Genomic DNA, 19,002 nt, shown 5'->3' with positions numbered 1-19,002 from the left:
CAGTCCTCCCGGGATAGCGTGCGGCTCTGTCACCGGGAGTAACCCAAGCGATGGCGCCCCAAGGCAATCTCCTCGCCCGCGCCGAGGCCGTGGTCGAGCGCGCGTTCCGCATCGCCGCCGAGCACCAGGCGACCCTGGCCCAGGCCCGCAAGGCCGTGCAGCCCCTGCACGAAGCGGCGGCGCGGACCAGCGGGGGCGTGCCTCACCCGCACGACGCGAACCGGCCGCGGCAGGACCGGTCGGCCTGAGCCGATTTGACCCGCTGGCCCGGCCGGGCCGGCATGCTAGCCTGCCCTCTTCGCCCGTCCCCGGACGGGTGCCAGCGGGAGCAGGGCATGAGCAAGGCCGAGCCGGACACCGCGCGGAGCCCGTCCGCCTCGGAGGGCCGGGCCGATCCGGTGCGCGCCGGGCTCGACCGGCTGGTGATTCGCGCCTCGCGGGTGACCCTGTGGGAGCAGGCCTGGCCGATCCTGTGGCGCGGCCTCGCGGTCGTGCTGGTCTTCCTCGCCGCGTCATGGCTCGGGCTGTGGCTCGATGCCGGGCCCACCTTGCGCATGGCCGGGGTGGGGCTCTTCGGGCTCGCCCTCGTGGCCGTGCTGCTGCCGCTCCTGCGCCTGCGGCGGATCGCCCGCACGCAGGCCCTCGCACGCATCGACCGCGATGCGGGTCTCGGTCACCGCCCGGCCCGGGCGCTCGAGGACAATCTGGCTTTGGGCCGGGACGATCCCGGCACCCAGGCCCTCTGGGCCCTGCACCGCCGCCGCGCGGCGGCGACGCTGGCGCGCCTCACGGTGTCCGGTCCGCGTCCCGGGATGGCCGGGCGCGACCCCTTCGCGCTGCGGGCCGGCGCGATCCTGGCCGCCGTGGCCGGCGCCTTCGTGGCGGGCCCCGAGGCCGGTGACCGGCTGCGCGCGGCCTTCGACTGGCGCGGGCCCGTCTCGGCCGCGCCCGCGTTCCGGGTCGACGGCTGGATCGACCCGCCGCTCTACACCCGGATGCCGCCCCTCATCGTCACCCTCGCGGAAGCGGGCCAGCGTCTGCGGGCGCCGGTGAACGCGACGCTCGTCGTGCGCATCGCCGGCGCCAGCGACGCGACGGTGACGCCCGGCGCCGGGCTGAAGGCGCTGCCCGCCACGACCCCGGCCCGGCCCGACCTGCGCGAGGAGCGCTTCACCCTGACCGGCGGCACCGCCGAGCTCGCGGTGCAGACGGGCTTCGCCAGCACCCACCGCCTCACCGTCGAGACGATCCCCGACCGGCCGCCGGAGATCGCCTTCGCGGGCCAGCCGGAGACCAACGGGCGCGGCACCTTCACCCTCGTCTACCGGGCCAAGGACGATTACGGCCTGGCTTCGGCGGAGGGCGTGGTCGAGCCGCAGACGAAAGGGCGCAGCCTGGTGCCGCCGCCCCGCCTGACTCTGAGCCTGCCGTCCGACGCGCAGGGCACCAGCGACACCCGCACCCTGATCGACCTCACCGACAACCCTTGGGCTGGCGCCAAGGTGCTGCTGACCCTGGTGGCCAAGGACGAGGCCGGGCAGGAGGGGCGCTCGGCCCCCCTCGCCTTCACCCTGCCGGGCCGGTTCTTCACCAAGCCCCTGGCGCGCTCCCTCGCCGAGGAGCGCCGCCGCCTCGTCCTCGATCCGGACGGGGGCCGGACCCGGGTCGAGACTGCCCTCGACGCGCTGCTGATCGCGCCCGAGCGCTTCACGCCGCAATGGGGCGTCTTCCTCGGCCTCAAGGAGGCGTCGCGGCGCCTGCGCGCGGCCAGGACCGACGAGGCCCTGACCGAGGTCGCCGACCTTCTCTGGACCATGGCGCTGCAGATCGAGGAGGGCGACCTCTCGGACGCCGAGAAGGCTCTGCGCGCCGCCCAGGACCGGCTCAAGGACGCCCTCGACCGGGGCGCCTCCGACCAGGAGATCGCCAAGCTCACCGAGGAGCTGCGCCAGGCCATGGACCGCTTCCTGAAGGAGTTCGCCCAGCGCCAGCAGCAGAATCCGCAGAATCCCGGCCAGAACAGCCAGCAGGCCGACCGTACGGTGACGCCGGACGACCTCTCCAAGATGCTCGACCAGATGCAGGAGGCGATGAAGCGCGGCGACGTCGCCGAGGCCCAGCGCCTGCTCGACCAGCTTCGCGGCATCCTGGAGAACCTTCAGACCGCCCAGCCCGGCTCGCGCATGAGCGACCCGACGGCGCGCGAGATGAACCGCCAGATGCAGGACCTGGAGGCCATGGCGCGCGAGCAGCAGGGCCTGCGCGACGAGACCTTCCGCCAGGGCCAGGAGCGCCGCTTCGGCAATCGCGGCCAGCCGCAGCAGCCGGGCCAGCAGGGGCAGCGCCAGCGCGGCCAGCAGGGCCAGCCCGGCGGCGACCCGCAGGGACAGGACGGCCAGCAGCCGGGTCAGCGCGGCCAGCAGGGCGAGAAGCAGGGAGGCCTGGGTGACCGCCAGCAGGCCCTGCGCCAGCGCCTCGAGGATCTGCAGCGGCGGATGAAGGAGCTCGGCATGCAGGGCGAGCAGGGCCTGTCCGACGCCGAGCAGGCGATGCGCGACGCCGAGAACGCGATCGGCCAGGGGCAGGACGGCTCCGCCGTCGACGCGCAGGGGCGCGCCCTCGAAGGGCTCCAGCGCGGTGCGCAGGGCATGGCCCAGCAGATGCAGCAGATGGGCCAGGAGGGCGAGGGCCAGCAATCCGCGGACGGGCAGCAGGGCCAGGGCAACCCCAACCAGCCCGGCCGTCAGGGCGCGCGCGACAACGATCCCCTCGGCCGCCCGACCCGCAGCCGCGACTTCTCGGACGGCCGCGTGCGCGTGCCGACCGCCGAGGAGTCCGGCGTCGAGCGGGCCCGGCGCATCCTGGAGGAGCTGCGGCGCAAGCTCGGCGACCCGAGCCGCCCGGCGGAGGAGCTGGACTACTTCGAGCGCCTGCTGCGGCGGAACTGAACTCGACGGAGGCGACGCGGCCTCCGCGGACCGGATGCGCCACGGGATCCGGACGATCGCTTCCGGATCCTGTTCCATCGACCCGCAGCGGCGGAGCGGCGCTCCGCGCGCTGGAGCGGCGCCGAGCGTCGCGTCGCGATGCGGTCCCGCAGGGAACGTCCGGGGCGGTCGATCGGACATCGCGTGAGGGGAAAGCGGCCTCCTGCGTCGCGGGGCCGCCTCCCCGCACGGTCCTGATCCGCCCTATCAGGCCGTTCCACCTCGCGAGCCTTCCCGAATGTCCGGCAACACCCTCGTCCTCATCGCCTGCCTCGCGGTCGCCGTGGTGCTGCTGTTCGGCCTCGCCAACATGCTGCGCGGCGGCAGCGCCAACGTCTCGCAACGCCTGATGCGATTGCGGGTGCTGCTCCAGTTCGTCGCCATCCTGGTCATCATGGGGGTGCTGTGGTGGCGGGGCGCCTGACGCAGCGAGACTGTGGCGAGGTGGCCGCACGGGGTGGAAAACCGCCGCGAGACGGATTGCGCGGCGAGACGGACCGCGAGCCATGTGGATAGGATAAACCCCGCCCCAGCAACGGGGCGGTGGACCGTTCGACAGATGCGCGTAACCCTTCCGAGCCTCGCCGCGGTGGTCGTCCTGGCCGCACCGGCCGCACCGGCCGCCCAGGCCGCCGATCCGTCGGCCCTGGTCCCGTCCTACCGGCCGCCGGTTCAGCCCCTCAGCATCGTCTCGGAGTTCCGCATCGGCGGCTCCGCCCAGGATCCCGGCAGCAACGAGAAGAACACCGGCAACATTAACGGCGAATTGCTGTTCGCCAAGCCGGTCACCGGCCTCGACCGATTCTGGGCCGCCTTCGTGCCCCGCCCGACCGTCGGCGGCAGCTACAACTTCGACGGCCGCACCAGCTACGCCTATCTCGGCGCGACCTGGACCTTCGACATCACCGACCGGATCTTCGTCGAGGGCTTCTTCGGCGCCGGCTTCCACGACGGCTATACAGGCCCGAAGCTCTTCGTCCCGAAGACCTACAACGCCCTCGGCTGCTCGCCGCTGTTCCGCGAGGCGGCCGGCATCGGCTTCCGGATCAACGAGCACTGGAGCGTCATGGCGACGATCGAGCACATGTCGAATGCCGGCCTGTGCGTCGAGAATCGCGGCCTGACCAATTACGGCGGCAAGATCGCGTACACGTTCTGACGGCTGCCTGACGGCGGCGGGTCTGGCGCTTCGGCCCGGGGCCGCTAGAACATCGCCGTCGAGGCGGGCCCGGGCGGATCGGCTCATTGCCAGAGGATCCTTTGCCAGAGGGTCCTTCGTGAAGGGATCCTTGCCCGAGGAGCCTGCCTCAAGGGAGCCTGCCCGTGGTCGTCCTCAACCGTATCTACACCCGCACCGGCGATTCCGGCACCACCGCGCTCGCGAGCGGCGAGCGGCGCTCGAAGGCGGATCTCCGCGTCGAGACCTACGGCACCGTCGACGAGACCAATGCCTGCCTGGGGCTGGCCCGCCTGCACACGACGGGCGAGCTCGACGCGATGCTGGGGCGCATGCAGAACGACCTGTTCGATCTCGGCGCCGACCTCGCGACGCCGGAGACCGGCGAGCCCCTGGCCTACGAGCCGCTGCGCATCGTCGCCGCACAGGTCGAGCGGGTGGAGCGCGAGATCGATGCGCTCAATGCCGGGCTCACCCCCTTGCGCTCCTTCGTGCTGCCCGGCGGCTCGCCGGCGGCGGCGGCGCTCCACCTCTCCCGCACGGTCTGCCGCCGGGCCGAGCGCCTGGCGGTGGCGCTGGCCGGGACCCCGGGCGAGACCGTCTCGCCGGTGGCGATCCAGTACCTGAACCGCCTGTCCGACTTCCTTTTCGTCGCCGCCCGGGTCGCCAATGACGGCGGCAGCGCGGACGTGCTGTGGGTGCCGGGCAAGACCCGCACCTAACGGTGGGGCGGCGGGCTTTCGGCGCGCGTTGACAATCTGGAAAATCGGCCGCTACGGTCCGCGCCACCTTGCTCCATCGGGGATGATCGCGGGCCGGCCGTGGGAGGGCCCGACCACGATCGTCCCTTCGCCTCTGAAGGAAGCGACGATCATGAAGGTCCTGGTGCCCGTCAAGCGGGTGGTCGACTACAACGTCAAGATCCGGGTCAAGCCGGACGGCTCGGGCGTCGAGCTCGCCAACGTCAAGATGTCGATGAACCCCTTCGACGAGATCGCCGTCGAGCAGGCGATCCGCCTCAAGGAGAAGGGCAAGGTCACCGAGATCGTCGCCGTCTCGATCGGTCCGCAGCAGGCCCAGGAGACCATCCGTACTGCGCTCGCCATGGGCGCCGACCGCGGCATCCTGGTCAAGACCGACGCCGCCGTCGAGCCCCTCGCCGTCGCCAAGCTCCTCAAGGCGCTGGTCGAGAAGGAGAGCCCGGACCTCGTCATCCTCGGCAAGCAGGCGATCGACGACGACTCGAACCAGACCGGTCAGATGCTCGCCGCTTTGCTCGGCTGGCCGCAGGGCACCTTCGCGTTCAAGCTTGAGGTGTCCGAGGGCAGCCTCGACGTCACCCGCGAGATCGATGGCGGCCTTCAGACCCTGAACCTGAAGCTGCCGGCGATCGTCACCACCGACCTGCGCCTCAACGAGCCGCGCTACGCGTCGCTCCCCAACATCATGAAGGCGAAGAAGAAGCCCCTCGACACGGTCGAGCCGGAGGCGCTCGGCGTCGATGTCGCGCCGCGCCTGAAGGTGCTCAAGACCGTCGAGCCGGGCGGCCGCAAGGCCGGCGTCAAGGTCGCCAGCGCCGCCGAGCTCGTCAACAAGCTGAAGGTCGAGGCCGGGGTTCTCTGACGAGACCTCAGGCTTCCCTCGAACGGAAGGATATTTACGCCATGACCACCCTCCTGCTGGTCGAGCATGCCGGCGGCGCCGTCAAGGACGCCAGCACCAAGGCCCTGACGGCCGCCAAGCAGCTCGGCGCCCCGGTCCATGCCCTCGTGGTCGGCGCCGACGCGCAAGGGGCGGCCGAGGCCGCCGCCAAGCTCGACGGGATCGAGAAGGTGCTGGTGGCTTCCGACGCCGCCTTCGACCACCTGCTCGCCGAGCCGACCGCCGCCCTGGTGGCGGAGCTCGCCGCCTCCTACGACGCGGTCGTCGCCGCCGCCTCCACCGAGGGCAAGAACGTGCTGCCGCGCGTCGCCGCCCTCCTGGACGTCGCCCAGGTCTCGGACATCATCAAGGTGGCGGGCCCCGACACCTTCGAGCGGCCGATCTACGCCGGCAACGCGATCCAGACCGTGCAGGCCACCGACGCCAAGAAGGTGATCACGGTGCGCACCGCCGCCTTCCAGGCCACCCCCGAGGGCGGGTCCGCCGCCCCGGTCGAGGCGGTGTCGGCCGGCGCGGCCCCCGAGGCGAAGTCGTCGTTCAAGGGCGAGGAGATCGCCAAGTCCGACCGGCCGGAGCTGGCCGGCGCGCGAATCATCGTGTCGGGCGGCCGTTCGCTCGGCTCGGCCGAGAAGTTCAAGGAGCTGATCGAGCCGCTGGCGGATTCGCTCGGTGCCGCGGTCGGCGCCTCGCGGGCCGCGGTGGATGCGGGCTACGCGCCGAACGACTGGCAGGTCGGCCAGACCGGCAAGGTGGTGGCGCCGGACCTCTACGTCGCGGTCGGCATCTCGGGGGCGATCCAGCACCTCGCCGGCATGAAGGACTCGAAGGTCATCGTCGCGATCAACAAGGATGAGGAAGCGCCGATCTTCCAGGTCGCCGATTACGGCCTGGTTGGCGACCTGTTCCAGGTCGTGCCGGACCTGCAGCAGGAAATCGCCAAGGCCAAGGGCTGACGGGCCAAGGGCTGACGGCGGTCCGCCCCTCGCGCGAGGCCGCGCGAGGGGCGGCATAGAGAACCATCCGGGCTCCGCCGGAACTCTTCGCATCCGCGAAGGCGCGGTGATAAGAACGCTCGGGACGGCGAGGCGGGAAGGCAGGGTGTGATGGGCATCGAGATCAAGACGGTCGGCATCATCGGAGCCGGTCAGATGGGCAGCGGCATCGCGCATGTCTGCTCCCTGGCCGGGCTCGACGTGCGGATGAACGACCGCGATCCCGAGCGCCTGAAGAACGGCCTGGCGACCGTGAACGGCAACCTGCAGCGTCAGGTCTCGAAGGGCGCGATCACCGAGGATCAGCGCCGCTCGGCGATCGAGCGGGTCCTGCCGGTCGATTCCTTCGACGATTTCGGCCCCTGCGACCTCGTGATCGAGGCCGCGACCGAGGACGAGGCGATCAAGCGCAGCATCTTCAGCGCGCTGTGCCCGTCGCTGCGGCCCGAGACGATGGTGGCGACCAACACGTCGTCGATCTCGATCACGCGGCTCGCCGCCTCGACCGACCGGCCGGAGCGCTTCATCGGCATCCACTTCATGAATCCGGTGCCGGTGATGCAGCTCGTCGAGCTGATCCGCGGCATCGCCACCGAGGATCCGACCTACGAATCGGCCAAGGCGTTCGTGAAGCGTCTCGGCAAGATCGTGACGGTGTCGGAGGATTTCCCGGCCTTCATCGTCAACCGCATCCTGCTGCCGATGATCAACGAGGCGATCTATACCCTCTACGAGGGCGTCGGCTCGGTCGATTCGATCGACACCGCGATGCGGCTCGGCGCCAACCACCCGATGGGCCCGCTCCAGCTGGCCGACTTCATCGGCCTCGATACCTGCCTGTCCATCATGCAGGTGCTCTACGAGGGCCTGGCCGATTCGAAGTACCGCCCCTGCCCGCTCCTGGTGAAATACGTCGAGGCCGGCTGGCTCGGCCGTAAGACCAAGCGCGGCTTCTACGATTACCGCGGCGCGGAGCCGGTGCCGACCCGCTGATCGCAGGTGCCGGTCCAAGCGACGAAGGGCCGCCCCTCGACCGAGGGGCGGCCCTTCGCGCGTCTGCCGGGTTGCTTACTTGTTGGTGGTCGAGCTGTTCGTCGAACCCGTCGACTTCGGCTCGGCCGGGGCCGGATAGGCCGGGTTGCCGGCCGGCACGCCCGAGCTGTTCGCCGACGAGGTGCCGCCGCTGCCATTGGGCGATCCGGTGATCTGCTGGCGCGAGGCGTCCTGGCTCTGGCTGGCGTAGTCCTTCGGGGCGTTGGCACCGTTCCAGCCGAGGAGCGCCACCATGGCGACGGCGAGGAGGGCGAGGCTGCCGAGCAGCACGTAGAGGACGGGACGGCCCTTCGCGCCCTGGCGGGCCGCGGTCGGGGTCTCGACGGGGCGGTTGGTTTCCATGAGGGAGCCCTCGGGTTGCGGCTCGACGGCGGGTCGCGCCGAGCGGTGATCGTCGTGTCGGGCAACGTCACCGATCGGCCGAGGTTCCGGGCCGCCCCCGAGGCAGGGGCTCTACTTGCCGGTCAGCAACATGATCTTGCCGAGATGGGCGCTCGATTCCATCAGCGCGTGCGCCGCCCGCGCCTCTTCCAGCGGGAAGGTGGCGTGGATCACCGGCTTGACGGTGCCCGCTTCGAGGAGCGGCCAGACCTCCCGGCGCAGACCCTCGGCGATGGCGGCCTTCTGAGCCACGGTGCGGGGTCGCAGGGTGGAGCCGGTCACGGTGAGGCGCCGGATCATCACCGGGGTCAGGTTGACGTTCTCCGCCAGGAAGCCCTGCAGGAAGGCGATGATGACGAGCCTGCCTTCGAGGGCCAGCGACTTCAGGTTGCGCTCAAGATAGGCGGCCCCGACCATGTCGAGGATCACGTCGAGCCCCTGCCCGTCGGTCAGGCGCTTCACCTCCGCGGCGAAATCGGCTTCGCGGTAGTTGATGGCGTGGTCGGCGCCGAGAGATTCGCAGAACGCGCATTTCTCGGCCGAGCCGGCGGTGGCGTAGACCGTGGCGCCGAACTGCTTGGCGAGCTGGATCGCCGTCGAGCCGATGCCGCTCGACCCGCCATGGACCAGGAAGCGCTCGCCCTGTCGGAGGCGGCCGCGCTCGAACACGTTGGTCCAGACCGTCCAGTAATTCTCCGGCAGGCCGGCCGCCTCGACCAGCGAGAGCGGTCCGGGCTTGGGCAGGCAGAGCGCCGCGTCGGCGACGCAGTATTCGGCATAGCCGCCGCTGATCGTCAGGGCGCAGACCTCCTGGCCTTCGCGCAAGGCCGTGACGCCCTCCCCGACGGCGACGACGCGGCCGGCGATCTCGAGTCCCGGCACCTCGGTGGCGCCGGGCGGCGGCGGGTACTTGCCGGCGCGCTGCTGGCAATCGGGCCGGTTCACGCCCGCCGCCACGACCTCGACCAGCACCTGGTTCGGGCCCGGCCGCGGCACCGGCACGGTCTCGATCCCGATGACCTCCGGCCCGCCGGCCCCGTTGAAGCGGACCTGGCGCATGGTGGCGGGGATCGACGGCATGGGACGGCTCCGGGGTAGCGGGTGAGCGCCCTTACCTGCCGCGCGGGAGCGTCACCGGCAAGGGGCCACTGGCATGGGGTGACCTGCAAGGGGTGACCTGCAAAGAGGTCACCGCGTCCCGTACATCCGGTCGCCGGCATCGCCGAGGCCCGGAAGGATGTAGCCGTGCTCGTTCAGGTGGCTGTCGATCGAGGCGGTCCAGACCGGCACGTCCGGGTGGGAGCCCTGGAACTTGGCGATCCCCTCCGGGGCGGCCAGCAGGCAGACGAAGCGCAGGTCGCGGGCGCCGCGCTCCTTCAGCCGGTCCACCGCGGCGACCGCCGAATTCGCCGTCGCCAGCATCGGGTCGAGGACCAGCACGGTGCGGTCGGCGAGGTCGGACGGGGCCTTGAAGTAGTACTCCACCGCCTCCAGCGAGTCCGGGTCGCGGTAGAGCCCGACATGGGCGACGCGTGCGGAGGGCAGGAGCGACAGCATCCCGTCGAGGAAGCCGACGCCGGCCCGCAGGATCGGGGCCAGGACGAGCTTCTTGCCGGCGATCTGCGCGCCCTGCATCTTGACCAGCGGCGTCTCGATCTCGACCGGCTCCAGCGGCAGGTCGCGGGTGACCTCGTAGGCGAGCAGCGTCCCGATCTCGTTCAGGAGCTGGCGGAAGCCCTTGGTGGAGCGGGCCTTGTCCCGCATCAGGGTCAGCTTGTGCTGCACCAGCGGGTGATCGACCACCGTGACCGGCGCCACCCCCGTCTCCCCGCGCGCACCCGCACCCTGCATCGCTGTCTCCCCGCTCACGATCACGCTCTCAGATATCGTCAGAATACGGTGCCGTCGCTCGCGATGGCCAGCGGCGGCGCGCCTTCCGGCCGCAAGGATCTGGCCAGGCGCCGGCCCGTGGCCCAGGTGCCGCCCTCCAGCACCTTGGCGAGCGGCAGGTCGGCCGGGTCCGTGATCCCCAGGCGCGCGCGCACCAGCGGCGCCAGCCGGTCGAGGAGCGCCACGGTGAGCGCCCGCCACTCGACGACGAGGCGCGAGTCCACCGGGTGGGCCTGCGCGGCCTCCTCGGGCCGGCGCAGGGCCAGCACGCCGGTATCGAGGAAGAGGCCGCCATTGCGATATTCGGGCAGGCCGGTCAGGGCGTCGAGGCCGGTCACGGTCAGGCCCGCCTCCTCCAGCGGCTCCAGCAGCGAGTAGGCCAGCCATTGCGACAGCTTGTGGAACGGCACCAGACCCTCCGTCGGACCGGTGCCGCCGGCGAGCGGGTGACGCCAGGTATCGCCGAGATCGACGCCGTCGAGGACGATGCGGCTGGGCCAGATCGGCCCGAGATGGGTCAGCAGGACCTCCAGCACCGCCTCCGCCGAGACCTCGCCGTCCTGAGCCCTGGCCTTGATGCGGTCGAACAGGCCGCCCGGCCGCGCCTGCGGCCCGAACCCTTCGGGATCCGCCGCCGCGACCTGGCCGAGGCGGTTGAGGAGCGCGGTGCGTCCGGACAGGCCGACGAGGGGATTCGTCGGCGAGGCCTGGAAGCCGTCGGCGAGTTCCGCTTCGGTCAGGCTCGCCAGCGCCCGCGCATCGGCGCGGAACGGGTCCTCGGGCTCGGACGAGAACAGGCCCGACACGAACATGTCGAAGCTCGCCACCGCCAGCCCCTCAGAGCGGGCATAGGTCTCCCCGGTGCGGCCCTCCTCGTAGCGCCAGGTCGGGCCTGCGCCGGCATCGAGGAGCACGCTCACCACCACGAGGTCGAAGGCGGCCCGGGCCTGCTCGGCCGGGTCCTCGAAGGGCGCGGCGTGGACGAGCGAGCCCCAGCGTTCGAACCCGCCGACCGAGAAGTGGCGCCAGCGGGCATGATAGGGAATCGCGAGGTCCGGATAGGCCTCGCGGATGGTCTCCACCACCGCATCGGCGCAAGGCTCGAGGCGCTTGAGGTCGACGACGAAATGGTCGAGGCGCCCGTCGAGCCCGGCCTCGAGCAGGGTTTCGGCGCGGGCGCGCACCGCCCGGGCCGAGAGCAGGCTGCTGGCGGTCGAGAACTCAGGCACGGGCATCTCCAAGGGTCGTTCGCGGCGCGGCGTGGGGTGTCAGAACCGCTCGAGGTCGCGGCCCTTCACGGCGTCGAGGGATTCGGTGACGCCGTCCGGCGCGTAGTAGCCAGCGGCCTTCTTGGCCTCCATCTCCACCGAGGCGTCCGGCGGGATCAGCTCCGGCGGGATCGGCACCCGCTCGCCGACCTCGATGCCCGAGCCGGTGATGGCGTCGTACTTCATGTTCGACATCGACATCAGCCGGTCGATGCGGCGGATGCCGAGCCAGTGCAGCACGTCGGGCATCAATTGCTGGAAGCGGGCATCCTGGACGCCGGCGACGCATTCGGTGCGCTCGAAATAGGTGGCGGCGGAATCGCCGCCCTCCTGGCGCTTGCGGGCGTTGTAGACGAGGAACTTGGTCACCTCGCCGAGCGCCCGCCCCTCCTTGCGGTTGTAGACGATGACGCCGGTGCCCCCGGCCTGCGCCTCGCGCACGCATTCCTCGATGCCGTGGGTGAGGTAGGGCCGGCAGGTGCAGATGTCGGAGCCGAACACGTCCGAGCCGTTGCACTCGTCGTGGACGCGGCAGGCGATGCGCCGGCGCGGATCGGACAGGCCGGCCACGTCGCCCATGACGTAGACGGTGCAGCCGCCGATCGGCGGCAGGAAGACCTGGAGGTCGGGCCGGGTGACCAGTTCCGGGAACATGCCGCCGGTCTGCTCGAACAGCGTGCGCCGGAGCGCCGTCTCGCTGGTGCCGAAGCGGGCGGCGACGCCCGGCAGGTACCAGACCGGATCGACCGCGATCTTGGTGACCGAGATGTCGCCGGTCGTGTGCAGCACCGTGCCGTCGGCGGCCAGCCGATGGGCGCCCATCGCCGCCAGGATCTCGGGCAGGCTCAACCGCGCCTTGGTGACCGCGATGGTCGGCCGGATGTCGGTGCCGGAGGTGATCGCCTCGCGAAAGACCTCGCCGGGCATGTGCCCCCAGGGATCGAGGGAGACGATCGTGTCCGGGTCCGCCCATTGCGGGTGCGGGCCGATCGCGACCACCGGATGGGTGTTGGTGAGGTCCGGCCGCGCCAGGGGGTTCATCGCCCGGCCGGCGATGGCCAGCGCCCGGTAGAGCGAGTAGGCGCCGCCATTGGCGCCGATCACGTTGCGGTCGGCCGGGTTGGTCACGGTGCCGATGATCGGCCCCCGCTCGCGCGGGTCGGCGGCGCCCCAGCGGATCGGCCAGCGGGCGGCGCCCGGCTCCGGATGCGAGGTGAGCCGGATATGCGTCGAGCGGTTGGAACTGCTCATGCGGCCGCGCCGTCCTTCAACGGAGAAGGCTCCCCGCGGGGGCCGCGGAGAGCCTGTCGAGTGCTTGACTGGGTGGAGCGTATCCCCGTGCGATTCGGCCCGTCAAGCTCAAGCCGGAGGCGCCCGCCGCCCATTGTCGGGGCAGCGGGACAACCCCCACTCAGAAGTTCGAGCCGGCGCGGCGGCGGGCCATGAAGGCGTCGAACTGCTCGCGGTCGCGGGCGCGCTTGAGCTCGTCGACGAATTCGGTGAAGGCGCGGCTCTCCTCCTCGAGGCGGCGGCGCTCCTCTTCGAGACGCTCGATCTCCTTGCGGCGATACTCTTCGAAGGCCCAGTTGCCGCTGTCGTGCCGGGCGGCGCCGAAGCCCGAGAAGCCCGAGAAGCCATTCCGGAAGGACCGCTCGGCGAAGGACTTCATCTCGTTCAGAGCCGGATAACCCATGAGCTTCCACACCACGTAGGCCGCGGCCAACGGCCACGCATAGATGAAACCGAGGACGATCGCGCCGATCTCGATGGAACGGCGCGGGAACGGCCCGTTGCGGCAGGCGCGGCCGCTCGACCAGGGGGCAGAGGAATACGACACGTCACGATCTCCCGCAGGATGTGAATGTGAACGACATTTACATGCGGGGTCGACCGGGCGGTTTCAAGGAGGGGACGGTGCAGAAAAAGGGGCGGGACGCCGCCGCGTCCCGCCCCCATCGGTCGCCGATCCGGCCGGGCCTCAACGCAGGAAGTCCGAGAAGCCGCCGGACGCCGCCCCCGACGCCGACAGCGCCGCCCTGCTCTCCGGCGCCACCAGGGCGGCCAGTTCATCCGCATAGGCGTAGCCCGGCGCCTCGCCGGGGAAGCCGCCACCCGTCGCGGGATGCAGGTAGAGTTCGGTCAGCCCGTCCGGCAGGTGGCGCAGCAGGCCTGCGACCCGGGCAGGCGTCATGGCACCCGACCAAGCGAGGCCGAGCACGCCATCGGGGGTAAGGAGGCCGGCGCGCCGGGCCCGGGCGCGCAGCAGGGCCGCCCAGGGGGCGGTGTCGAGGGCGAGGCCGGTCTTCGCCCCCGGCTCGGCGCGGCGCAACGCCTCGCGCGATTCCCGCGGCACCCGGATCGCCCGCATCCCGTAGTCGCGCCCGATTCCCAGCACCATCCCGGCGATGATCGGATGGACGTGGAAGTGCTTGTGCGCGTTGACGTGGTCGAGGGGCAGCCCGGTCGCGCGAAACGCCTCGAACTGCGCCCGGATCTCGGCTTCGAGCTGGCGCCGGGCGCTGCCTTTGAGCGCCAGGTCGAGCCCGAGCTTCGCCTGGTCGGCCCGCAGCAGCCCGGCGTCATCCACGAGATCCGGCAGGTCGGAGGCCGGCAGGGTCGGCCACGCCTCGACCATCACGAGATGCAGGCCCACCCGCAAGGACGGCAGGGCGCGGGCGCGGGCCACGGCGTCGGCGGCGCCGGGCGCGGAGACCATCAGGCTCGCGGCGGTGAGGATGCCGTCGCGGTGCGCCCGCTCGACCGCCTCGTTCACCTCGGTCGAGAGGCCGAAATCGTCGGAGGTGACGACGAGGCGTTTCCGGGGAGCGACTGGGGTCATGGTCTGTCTCGTGACGTGAAAGAGCCTCCCCGTCCGGCCGGACGGGGAGGCTCGCACCCGCGCTTCAGGCGGGAATGTCAGGCGTAAAAGCTTACGCCGCCTTCTTGGCGACGCCCTGGCGCTCGCGCAGGAAGTGCCAGAACTCGACGCCCTCGCGCAGGCGCCGCTTCATCATGTCGGGCGAGCGCACCATCTCGCTGACGATCGAGGCGATCTTCGGGGCGCGGAAGTAGAACTTCTTGTAGAATTCTTCCACCGAGTTGAAGATCTCGGTGTGAGACAGGTGCGGGTAGTGCAACGGCGCGATCTGCACGCCGTTCTCGTCGACCAGTTCCGCGTTGTCCTTGTCGAGCCAGCCGTTCTCCACCGCCTGCTTGTACAGGAAGGTGCCCGGATACGGCGCGGCGAGCGAGACCTGGATGGTGTGCGGGTTGATCCGCTTGGCGAAGGCGATCGTCTCCTGGATCGTCTCCTTGGTCTCGCCCGGCAGGCCGAGGATGAAGGTGCCGTGGATGGCGATGCCGAGCTCGTGGCAATCCTTGGTGAACCGCTCGGCCACCTCGACCCGCATTCCCTTCTTGATGTTGTTCAGGATCTGCTGGTTGCCGGACTCGTAGCCGACGAGCAGCAGGCGCAGGCCGTTGGCCTTGAGCACCTCGAGGGTCTTGCGCGGGACGTTGGCCTTGGCGTTGCACGACCAGGTCACGCCGAGCTTGCCGAGCTCGCGGGCGATCTCCTCCGCGCGCGGCAGGTTGTCGGTGAAGGTGTCGTCGTCGAAGAAGAATTCCTTGGTCTGCGGGAATTCCTTCAGGCAGTACTTGATCTCCTCGATCACGTGCGCGACCGAGCGGGTGCGGTAGGTATGGCCGCCGACCGTCTGCGGCCACAGGCAGAAGGTGCAGCGCGACTTGCAGCCCCGGCCCGAATAGAACGAGATGTAGGGGTGCTTCAGGTACCCGATGAAGTACTTCTCCATCTCCAGGTCGCGCTTGTAGACCGAGGTCACGAACGGCAGCTGGTCCATGTCGGTCATGATCTCGCGGTCCTCGTTATGGACCACGACACCCTCGGCGTTCCGGTAGGAGAGACCCTTGATCTCCGCCATCGGCACGCCCTCGGCGACCTCCTTGACGGTGAAGTCGAACTCGTTGCGGGCACAGAAATCGACCGCCGGCGCCTGGGCCATCGAGCCCGCGGCGTCCACCGCCACCTTGGCGCCGATCAGGCCGGCGATCAGCTTCGGGTTCTTGGCCTTCAGCGCCTCGATCGTCTTCACGTCCGACTTGAACGACGGGACCGAGGTGTGCAGCACCACGAGGTCGAAGTCGTTGGCCTGGGCCACGATCTCCGGCAGCTTGATGTCGTGCGGCGGCGCGTCGATCAGCTTGGAGTTCGGCACCAGGGCGGCCGGCTGGGCGAGCCAGGTCGGGTACCAGAACGACTTGATCTCGCGCTTGGCCTGGTAGCGCGAGCCGGCGCCGCCGTCGAAGCCGTCGAAGGTGGGGGCCTGGAGGAAGAGGGTCCGCATCATCGGGAGGATCGTCTCTTGAGGAGAGGAGGCCGCGGACGCGGCCGGTGAGGCCGCCGGGCGGCCCGATGAGTTTTCAAGTCGAGGGAGCGCCGGACTCGCGGGCGAGGCCGGATTCCGGGATCAGCGTACCGTCCGCAACGACCCGATAATCATGACCTTTCCAAGTCACGGCGCCGGACATGAAGCACCAGACGAAGCCGGCGAAGGACAGGAGGTCGCGGATCGGCAGCAGCCAGTAGGGATGCGGCTCGAGGCCGAAGGCCCGCTCGACCCGCATGCACAGCACGATCCGGCAGGCCAGCGCCAGGGCGGCGGCGGCGAGCGTGTAGGGGCCCGAATCGGGCAGGAGCGCCGCGATCAGCGCCAGCGGGAAGGCGTGGGTGACGAGCGTGCCGGCATAGCCGACCGGGTCGACGTTGCGGATCGTGCGGTTCCAGCGGGTCTCGTGCCGCCACAGGCCGGCGAGGGAGGTATCGACGCAGGTGTGCCCGATGGTGAAGTTCGGGATCGCCACGATGCCGCCCTGCGCGCGCAACGCCGCCCCGAGGGTGTAGTCGTCGGCCAGATCGTTGCGGATCGCCTCGAAGCCGCCGATGCGGGCGAGCATCTCGGTGCGGAACGCGATGGTGGAGCCGAAGCACGGATCGGCGAGCCCGAGCCCCGTCCCCATCAAGACGTTGGGCAGGAACTGGGTGTCGATGGCGAGCGCCGAGAGATGCGCCCACACGCCCCGGTTCGCCGGGACGCCATGATAGAGGCAGGTGACCCCCGAGACACCCGGCTGGCTCAGCTCGGCGACGAGGCGCTCGAGATAGTCGGGCGCCACCACCATGTCGCTGTCGGCGAGCACCACGACCTCGTGGGCGATCAGGCCGGCCATGTTGATGAGGTTCGAGACCTTGCGGTTCGAGCCGTGCTGGCGTGCATCGATGACGAGGTCGATGCGCAAGCCGGGATGCTCGGCCTGGAGCCGGTGCACCACGGCGATCGCCGGGTCGGTCGCGGTCTGCACCCCGAAGATCACCTGCACGGCACCCGCATAGGCCTGGGTGCAGAAGGTGGTGAGGTTCAGGTAGAGGTTCGGCTCGTCGCCGCAGAGCGGCTTGAGCAGGGTCACGGAGGGGCGGGCGGCGCCGGCGGGGAGGCACGGCGCCGGGCGCCGGGCGAGGCGCCCGGCCAGCCACGCGGTGGTCAGGCCGTACACGCAGCCGGCGAGCGCCAGGACGAGCAGTAGGGCGGAGATCCAGGTCCATTCCATGGCGGGGCGGCGATCCCTGGGAGGAGTTGGCCGCGCGGGGGCGCGGCGGGTTGTGTTGTGGGTTGAGGCTGCGGGCGGAGGATGGGCTTTTCGTTACCGCCGGCCGTCGGAGGCCGGCGGCAGCGCCGTCTTCGACTATTTGGCCGCAGGCGCCTTGGGGGCCGGCGCCGCCAGCATCGTCTCGGTGGACTTGCGCAGGTGGGCGAGCAGGCCGTCGGCGCCGCCCTCCTGGAGCGGCTCGGAGAAGCCGGTGCGCAGGGTCCCGGCTTCGCTCACCGTGCCCTGCAGGAAGACGTCGGTGATCCGGTTCTCGCCGTTCAGCACGTAGTCGACCGGGGAGGTGTCGCCGCCCGAATCGGTCACGGTGACGTGCACGATGCGGCCGTTGCCGCGGGGCTCGCTCTTCGGGTCGATGGCGAACTTGCTGCCGGCCGCGGCGCTGAGCCGGGTGGCGTAGGTCGCCGTCAGGTAGGGTCCGAAGGCGGCGACCAGGGCTTCCTGCTTGTCGGCCGGGATCTCCTTCCAGCGGGTGCCGACGCCGAGGCGCAGCATCGCCGGCAGGTCGAAGTTCTCCTTCATCGGGCCGGCGAGGATCTCGGAGCGGGCGCGCACGTCGCCGGCCTTGAGCGCGGCTTCGAGGGCGTCGGTCATGCGCCGCACGGTGGCGACCGCCGGGTCGCCCTCCCCGGCCGCGGGTGCGGCGGCTGTCTGGGCCAGCGCCGGCAGCGCGGCCGTCAGGAGGCCGACGATCATCAGGCTGCGCAGGGTGTCGCGTCGGGTCTGCACCAGGTTACTCTCCTTTGCCGTCGACGGGCGCCGCGGCGTAGCCGTAGGCCGGCATGTGGGCCTGGCCCAACGGGGCCTGGCGCGGACGCAGCCACGCCCGCAGGGCCGCGCCGATCCCGGCCGCCGGGTTGCGGCTCCGATCGGCGTCGTTCTCCATGGCGTGCCAGAGCATCAGGCTCGGCAGCCCGACCGCGAGGTCGGCGAGGCGCTTGATCAAGGACAGGGCCAGCGCCGCCTCGGCCGGGATGCCGAACACCGCGCAGAGCGCGATCAGGCCGCCCTCCTGGGCGCCGAGCGCGCCGGGCACCGCGAAGGCGGCGCCGCGCACGGCCTGCGCCAGGCTCTCGATCACGATCGCCTCGAGGAAGCCGACCTCGTAGCCCATGAAACGCAGGGCGATCCAGACCTCGAGGGTGCCGATCACCCAGCCGAAGAGATGCGTGCCGATGGCGGTGAGAATGCGGCCGCGGGCGGCGTAGAGGCCGCGCAGGCGCTCGAACAGCACGTCGACGGCGCCGAAGATCCGCCACTCGCGTCCGCCGGCGAAGCGGTTGATCGCCGCCTGGAGCAGGCTCTGGCCGAAGCGGCGCTGCACCAGGTAGAAGGCCAGGAGCGCCGGGGCCGCCACCACGAGGCCCAGGCCGACATAATGAACGATCGGTCCGTCGCCGCCGAGAGCCACCAGGATGCCGAGGCCGGCGACGGTGAACAGGAACTGGGTGAGCGCCTGGACCATCAGGTCGACGAGGGTGCTGGCGCCCGACAGCGCGCCCGGCACGCGGTGCAGCGTCAGGAGCCGGGCGCCGATCAGGTCGCCGCCGACCTGCGCGACGGGGAGGAGGGTGTTCACCCCCTCGCGCACGAAGCGCACGCCGATGCAGGCGCGCAGCAGCGGCCTCTCGCCGCGGGGAAACACGATCCACCAGCCGAAGCCCGCCCAGGCGACGGCCACGAAGCGCGCCGCCACGACCAGCACGGCGCCCCAGCCGGACGCCCACAGGGCCGCCGCGACCGCCTCCGGCCCCGAAGAGACGAACAGGCCGATCACGGTGCACAGGCCGGCGATCAGGCCCAGTGTCGTCAGTCGCTTCATGACCCTCTTTCTGTCGCAGCGGAGGCGGCCCTAGGGGGCGCGCCATTCCGGCAACGGAGTCGAAACAAAGCAGCGCCGTTGCGTC

19 protein-coding genes are annotated in these 19,002 nt (G+C 71.0%); 8 read left to right on the top strand and 11 right to left on the bottom strand.

The window, feature by feature from the left end:
- Nucleotides 1-50: 50 nt before the first annotated feature.
- The 8 genes from VQ03_RS06660 (at nucleotide 51) to VQ03_RS06625 (ending at nucleotide 7,811) form a co-directional block, all read left to right on the top strand.
- Nucleotides 51-248, top strand: a complete 198-nt coding sequence (locus VQ03_RS06660; RefSeq protein WP_048450091.1) for a hypothetical protein — start codon at nucleotides 51-53, stop codon at nucleotides 246-248.
- Between the two features lie 87 nt (nucleotides 249-335).
- On the top strand, nucleotides 336-2,948 hold the full coding sequence (locus tag VQ03_RS06655; protein WP_048450090.1) for a TIGR02302 family protein: 2,613 nt from the start codon (nucleotides 336-338) through the stop codon (nucleotides 2,946-2,948).
- Between the two features lie 277 nt (nucleotides 2,949-3,225).
- On the top strand, nucleotides 3,226-3,411 hold the full coding sequence (locus tag VQ03_RS06650) for a twin transmembrane helix small protein (protein WP_048450089.1): 186 nt from the start codon (nucleotides 3,226-3,228) through the stop codon (nucleotides 3,409-3,411).
- Between the two features lie 135 nt (nucleotides 3,412-3,546).
- Nucleotides 3,547-4,146, top strand: a complete 600-nt coding sequence (locus VQ03_RS06645; protein WP_048450088.1) for an acyloxyacyl hydrolase — start codon at nucleotides 3,547-3,549, stop codon at nucleotides 4,144-4,146.
- A 164-nt stretch (nucleotides 4,147-4,310) separates the two neighbouring features.
- Complete coding sequence (locus VQ03_RS06640; protein WP_048450087.1) at nucleotides 4,311-4,886, top strand: cob(I)yrinic acid a,c-diamide adenosyltransferase; 576 nt, start codon at nucleotides 4,311-4,313, stop codon at nucleotides 4,884-4,886.
- Nucleotides 4,887-5,037: 151 nt separating this feature from the next.
- A complete protein-coding gene (locus VQ03_RS06635; RefSeq protein ID WP_048450086.1) occupies nucleotides 5,038-5,787 on the top strand; it encodes an electron transfer flavoprotein subunit beta/FixA family protein in 750 nt (249 codons plus the stop codon).
- 41 nt (nucleotides 5,788-5,828) lie between these two features.
- Nucleotides 5,829-6,779 (top strand): electron transfer flavoprotein subunit alpha/FixB family protein, encoded by a 951-nt coding sequence (locus VQ03_RS06630; protein ID WP_048450085.1) that lies wholly within the window; start codon nucleotides 5,829-5,831, stop codon nucleotides 6,777-6,779.
- Between the two features lie 150 nt (nucleotides 6,780-6,929).
- Nucleotides 6,930-7,811 (top strand): 3-hydroxybutyryl-CoA dehydrogenase, encoded by an 882-nt coding sequence (locus VQ03_RS06625; RefSeq protein ID WP_048450084.1) that lies wholly within the window; start codon nucleotides 6,930-6,932, stop codon nucleotides 7,809-7,811.
- 75 nt (nucleotides 7,812-7,886) lie between these two features.
- Here VQ03_RS06625 and VQ03_RS06620 read toward each other — a convergent pair whose 3' ends face one another.
- From VQ03_RS06620 to VQ03_RS06570, 11 genes are all read right to left on the bottom strand, one after another.
- On the bottom strand, nucleotides 7,887-8,213 hold the full coding sequence (locus tag VQ03_RS06620) for a hypothetical protein (RefSeq protein WP_048450083.1): 327 nt from the start codon (nucleotides 8,211-8,213) through the stop codon (nucleotides 7,887-7,889).
- Nucleotides 8,214-8,324: 111 nt separating this feature from the next.
- A complete protein-coding gene (locus tag VQ03_RS06615) occupies nucleotides 8,325-9,332 on the bottom strand; it encodes an NAD(P)H-quinone oxidoreductase (RefSeq protein WP_048450082.1) in 1,008 nt (335 codons plus the stop codon).
- A 108-nt stretch (nucleotides 9,333-9,440) separates the two neighbouring features.
- Nucleotides 9,441-10,103 (bottom strand): uracil phosphoribosyltransferase, encoded by a 663-nt coding sequence (gene upp / locus VQ03_RS06610; protein WP_048450081.1) that lies wholly within the window; start codon nucleotides 10,101-10,103, stop codon nucleotides 9,441-9,443.
- Between the two features lie 38 nt (nucleotides 10,104-10,141).
- Entirely contained in the window at nucleotides 10,142-11,377 is a 1,236-nt protein-coding gene (locus VQ03_RS06605; RefSeq protein ID WP_048450080.1) for a URC4/urg3 family protein, read from the bottom strand.
- A gap of 33 nt (nucleotides 11,378-11,410) precedes the next feature.
- Entirely contained in the window at nucleotides 11,411-12,661 is a 1,251-nt protein-coding gene (locus VQ03_RS06600; RefSeq protein WP_048450079.1) for a GTP cyclohydrolase II, read from the bottom strand.
- 160 nt (nucleotides 12,662-12,821) lie between these two features.
- Nucleotides 12,822-13,247 carry a DUF2852 domain-containing protein gene (locus VQ03_RS06595; RefSeq protein WP_048450078.1) on the bottom strand — a complete coding sequence of 142 codons (426 nt, stop codon included), beginning with the start codon at nucleotides 13,245-13,247 and terminating at the stop codon, nucleotides 12,822-12,824.
- 141 nt (nucleotides 13,248-13,388) lie between these two features.
- The gene (gene hpnK, locus VQ03_RS06590) at nucleotides 13,389-14,249 is read right to left on the bottom strand and encodes a hopanoid biosynthesis-associated protein HpnK (RefSeq protein WP_048450077.1); all 861 of its coding nucleotides are present in this window, start codon (nucleotides 14,247-14,249) and stop codon (nucleotides 13,389-13,391) included.
- 91 nt (nucleotides 14,250-14,340) lie between these two features.
- Nucleotides 14,341-15,777, bottom strand: coding sequence for a hopanoid biosynthesis associated radical SAM protein HpnJ (hpnJ, locus tag VQ03_RS06585; protein ID WP_048450151.1), 1,437 nt, complete (start codon nucleotides 15,775-15,777; stop codon nucleotides 14,341-14,343).
- 76 nt (nucleotides 15,778-15,853) lie between these two features.
- Entirely contained in the window at nucleotides 15,854-17,038 is a 1,185-nt protein-coding gene (gene hpnI, locus VQ03_RS06580; RefSeq protein ID WP_048450076.1) for a bacteriohopanetetrol glucosamine biosynthesis glycosyltransferase HpnI, read from the bottom strand.
- 135 nt (nucleotides 17,039-17,173) lie between these two features.
- A complete protein-coding gene (locus VQ03_RS06575; protein WP_245291989.1) occupies nucleotides 17,174-17,824 on the bottom strand; it encodes an MlaC/ttg2D family ABC transporter substrate-binding protein in 651 nt (216 codons plus the stop codon).
- A gap of 4 nt (nucleotides 17,825-17,828) precedes the next feature.
- Complete coding sequence (locus tag VQ03_RS06570) at nucleotides 17,829-18,917, bottom strand: lysylphosphatidylglycerol synthase domain-containing protein (RefSeq protein WP_048450075.1); 1,089 nt, start codon at nucleotides 18,915-18,917, stop codon at nucleotides 17,829-17,831.
- Between the last annotated feature and the right edge of the window lie 85 nt (nucleotides 18,918-19,002).

It is taken from the genome of Methylobacterium tarhaniae, assembly GCF_001043955.1.
Classification (GTDB): domain Bacteria; phylum Pseudomonadota; class Alphaproteobacteria; order Rhizobiales; family Beijerinckiaceae; genus Methylobacterium; species Methylobacterium tarhaniae.
Note: the sequence above shows the minus strand (reverse complement) of the source record. Positions and strands in the feature narration are given on the sequence as shown.

Excerpts from the sequence above, each read along its gene's own strand:
- VQ03_RS06570 (WP_048450075.1), bottom strand. The coding sequence starts at position 18,917 with ATGAAGCGACTGACGACACTGGGCCTGATCGCCGGCCTGTGCACCGTG.
- VQ03_RS06660 (WP_048450091.1), top strand. The coding sequence starts at position 51 with ATGGCGCCCCAAGGCAATCTCCTCGCCCGCGCCGAGGCCGTGGTCGAG.
- hpnI (WP_048450076.1), bottom strand. The coding sequence starts at position 17,038 with ATGGAATGGACCTGGATCTCCGCCCTACTGCTCGTCCTGGCGCTCGCC.
- VQ03_RS06655 (WP_048450090.1), top strand. The coding sequence starts at position 336 with ATGAGCAAGGCCGAGCCGGACACCGCGCGGAGCCCGTCCGCCTCGGAG.
- VQ03_RS06600 (WP_048450079.1), bottom strand. The coding sequence starts at position 12,661 with ATGAGCAGTTCCAACCGCTCGACGCATATCCGGCTCACCTCGCATCCG.
- VQ03_RS06635 (WP_048450086.1), top strand. The coding sequence starts at position 5,038 with ATGAAGGTCCTGGTGCCCGTCAAGCGGGTGGTCGACTACAACGTCAAG.
- VQ03_RS06645 (WP_048450088.1), top strand. The coding sequence starts at position 3,547 with ATGCGCGTAACCCTTCCGAGCCTCGCCGCGGTGGTCGTCCTGGCCGCA.
- hpnK (WP_048450077.1), bottom strand. The coding sequence starts at position 14,249 with ATGACCCCAGTCGCTCCCCGGAAACGCCTCGTCGTCACCTCCGACGAT.
- VQ03_RS06615 (WP_048450082.1), bottom strand. The coding sequence starts at position 9,332 with ATGCCGTCGATCCCCGCCACCATGCGCCAGGTCCGCTTCAACGGGGCC.
- upp (WP_048450081.1), bottom strand. The coding sequence starts at position 10,103 with ATGCAGGGTGCGGGTGCGCGCGGGGAGACGGGGGTGGCGCCGGTCACG.
- VQ03_RS06620 (WP_048450083.1), bottom strand. The coding sequence starts at position 8,213 with ATGGAAACCAACCGCCCCGTCGAGACCCCGACCGCGGCCCGCCAGGGC.
- VQ03_RS06605 (WP_048450080.1), bottom strand. The coding sequence starts at position 11,377 with ATGCCCGTGCCTGAGTTCTCGACCGCCAGCAGCCTGCTCTCGGCCCGG.
- VQ03_RS06650 (WP_048450089.1), top strand. The coding sequence starts at position 3,226 with ATGTCCGGCAACACCCTCGTCCTCATCGCCTGCCTCGCGGTCGCCGTG.
- VQ03_RS06630 (WP_048450085.1), top strand. The coding sequence starts at position 5,829 with ATGACCACCCTCCTGCTGGTCGAGCATGCCGGCGGCGCCGTCAAGGAC.
- VQ03_RS06625 (WP_048450084.1), top strand. The coding sequence starts at position 6,930 with ATGGGCATCGAGATCAAGACGGTCGGCATCATCGGAGCCGGTCAGATG.
- hpnJ (WP_048450151.1), bottom strand. The coding sequence starts at position 15,777 with ATGCGGACCCTCTTCCTCCAGGCCCCCACCTTCGACGGCTTCGACGGC.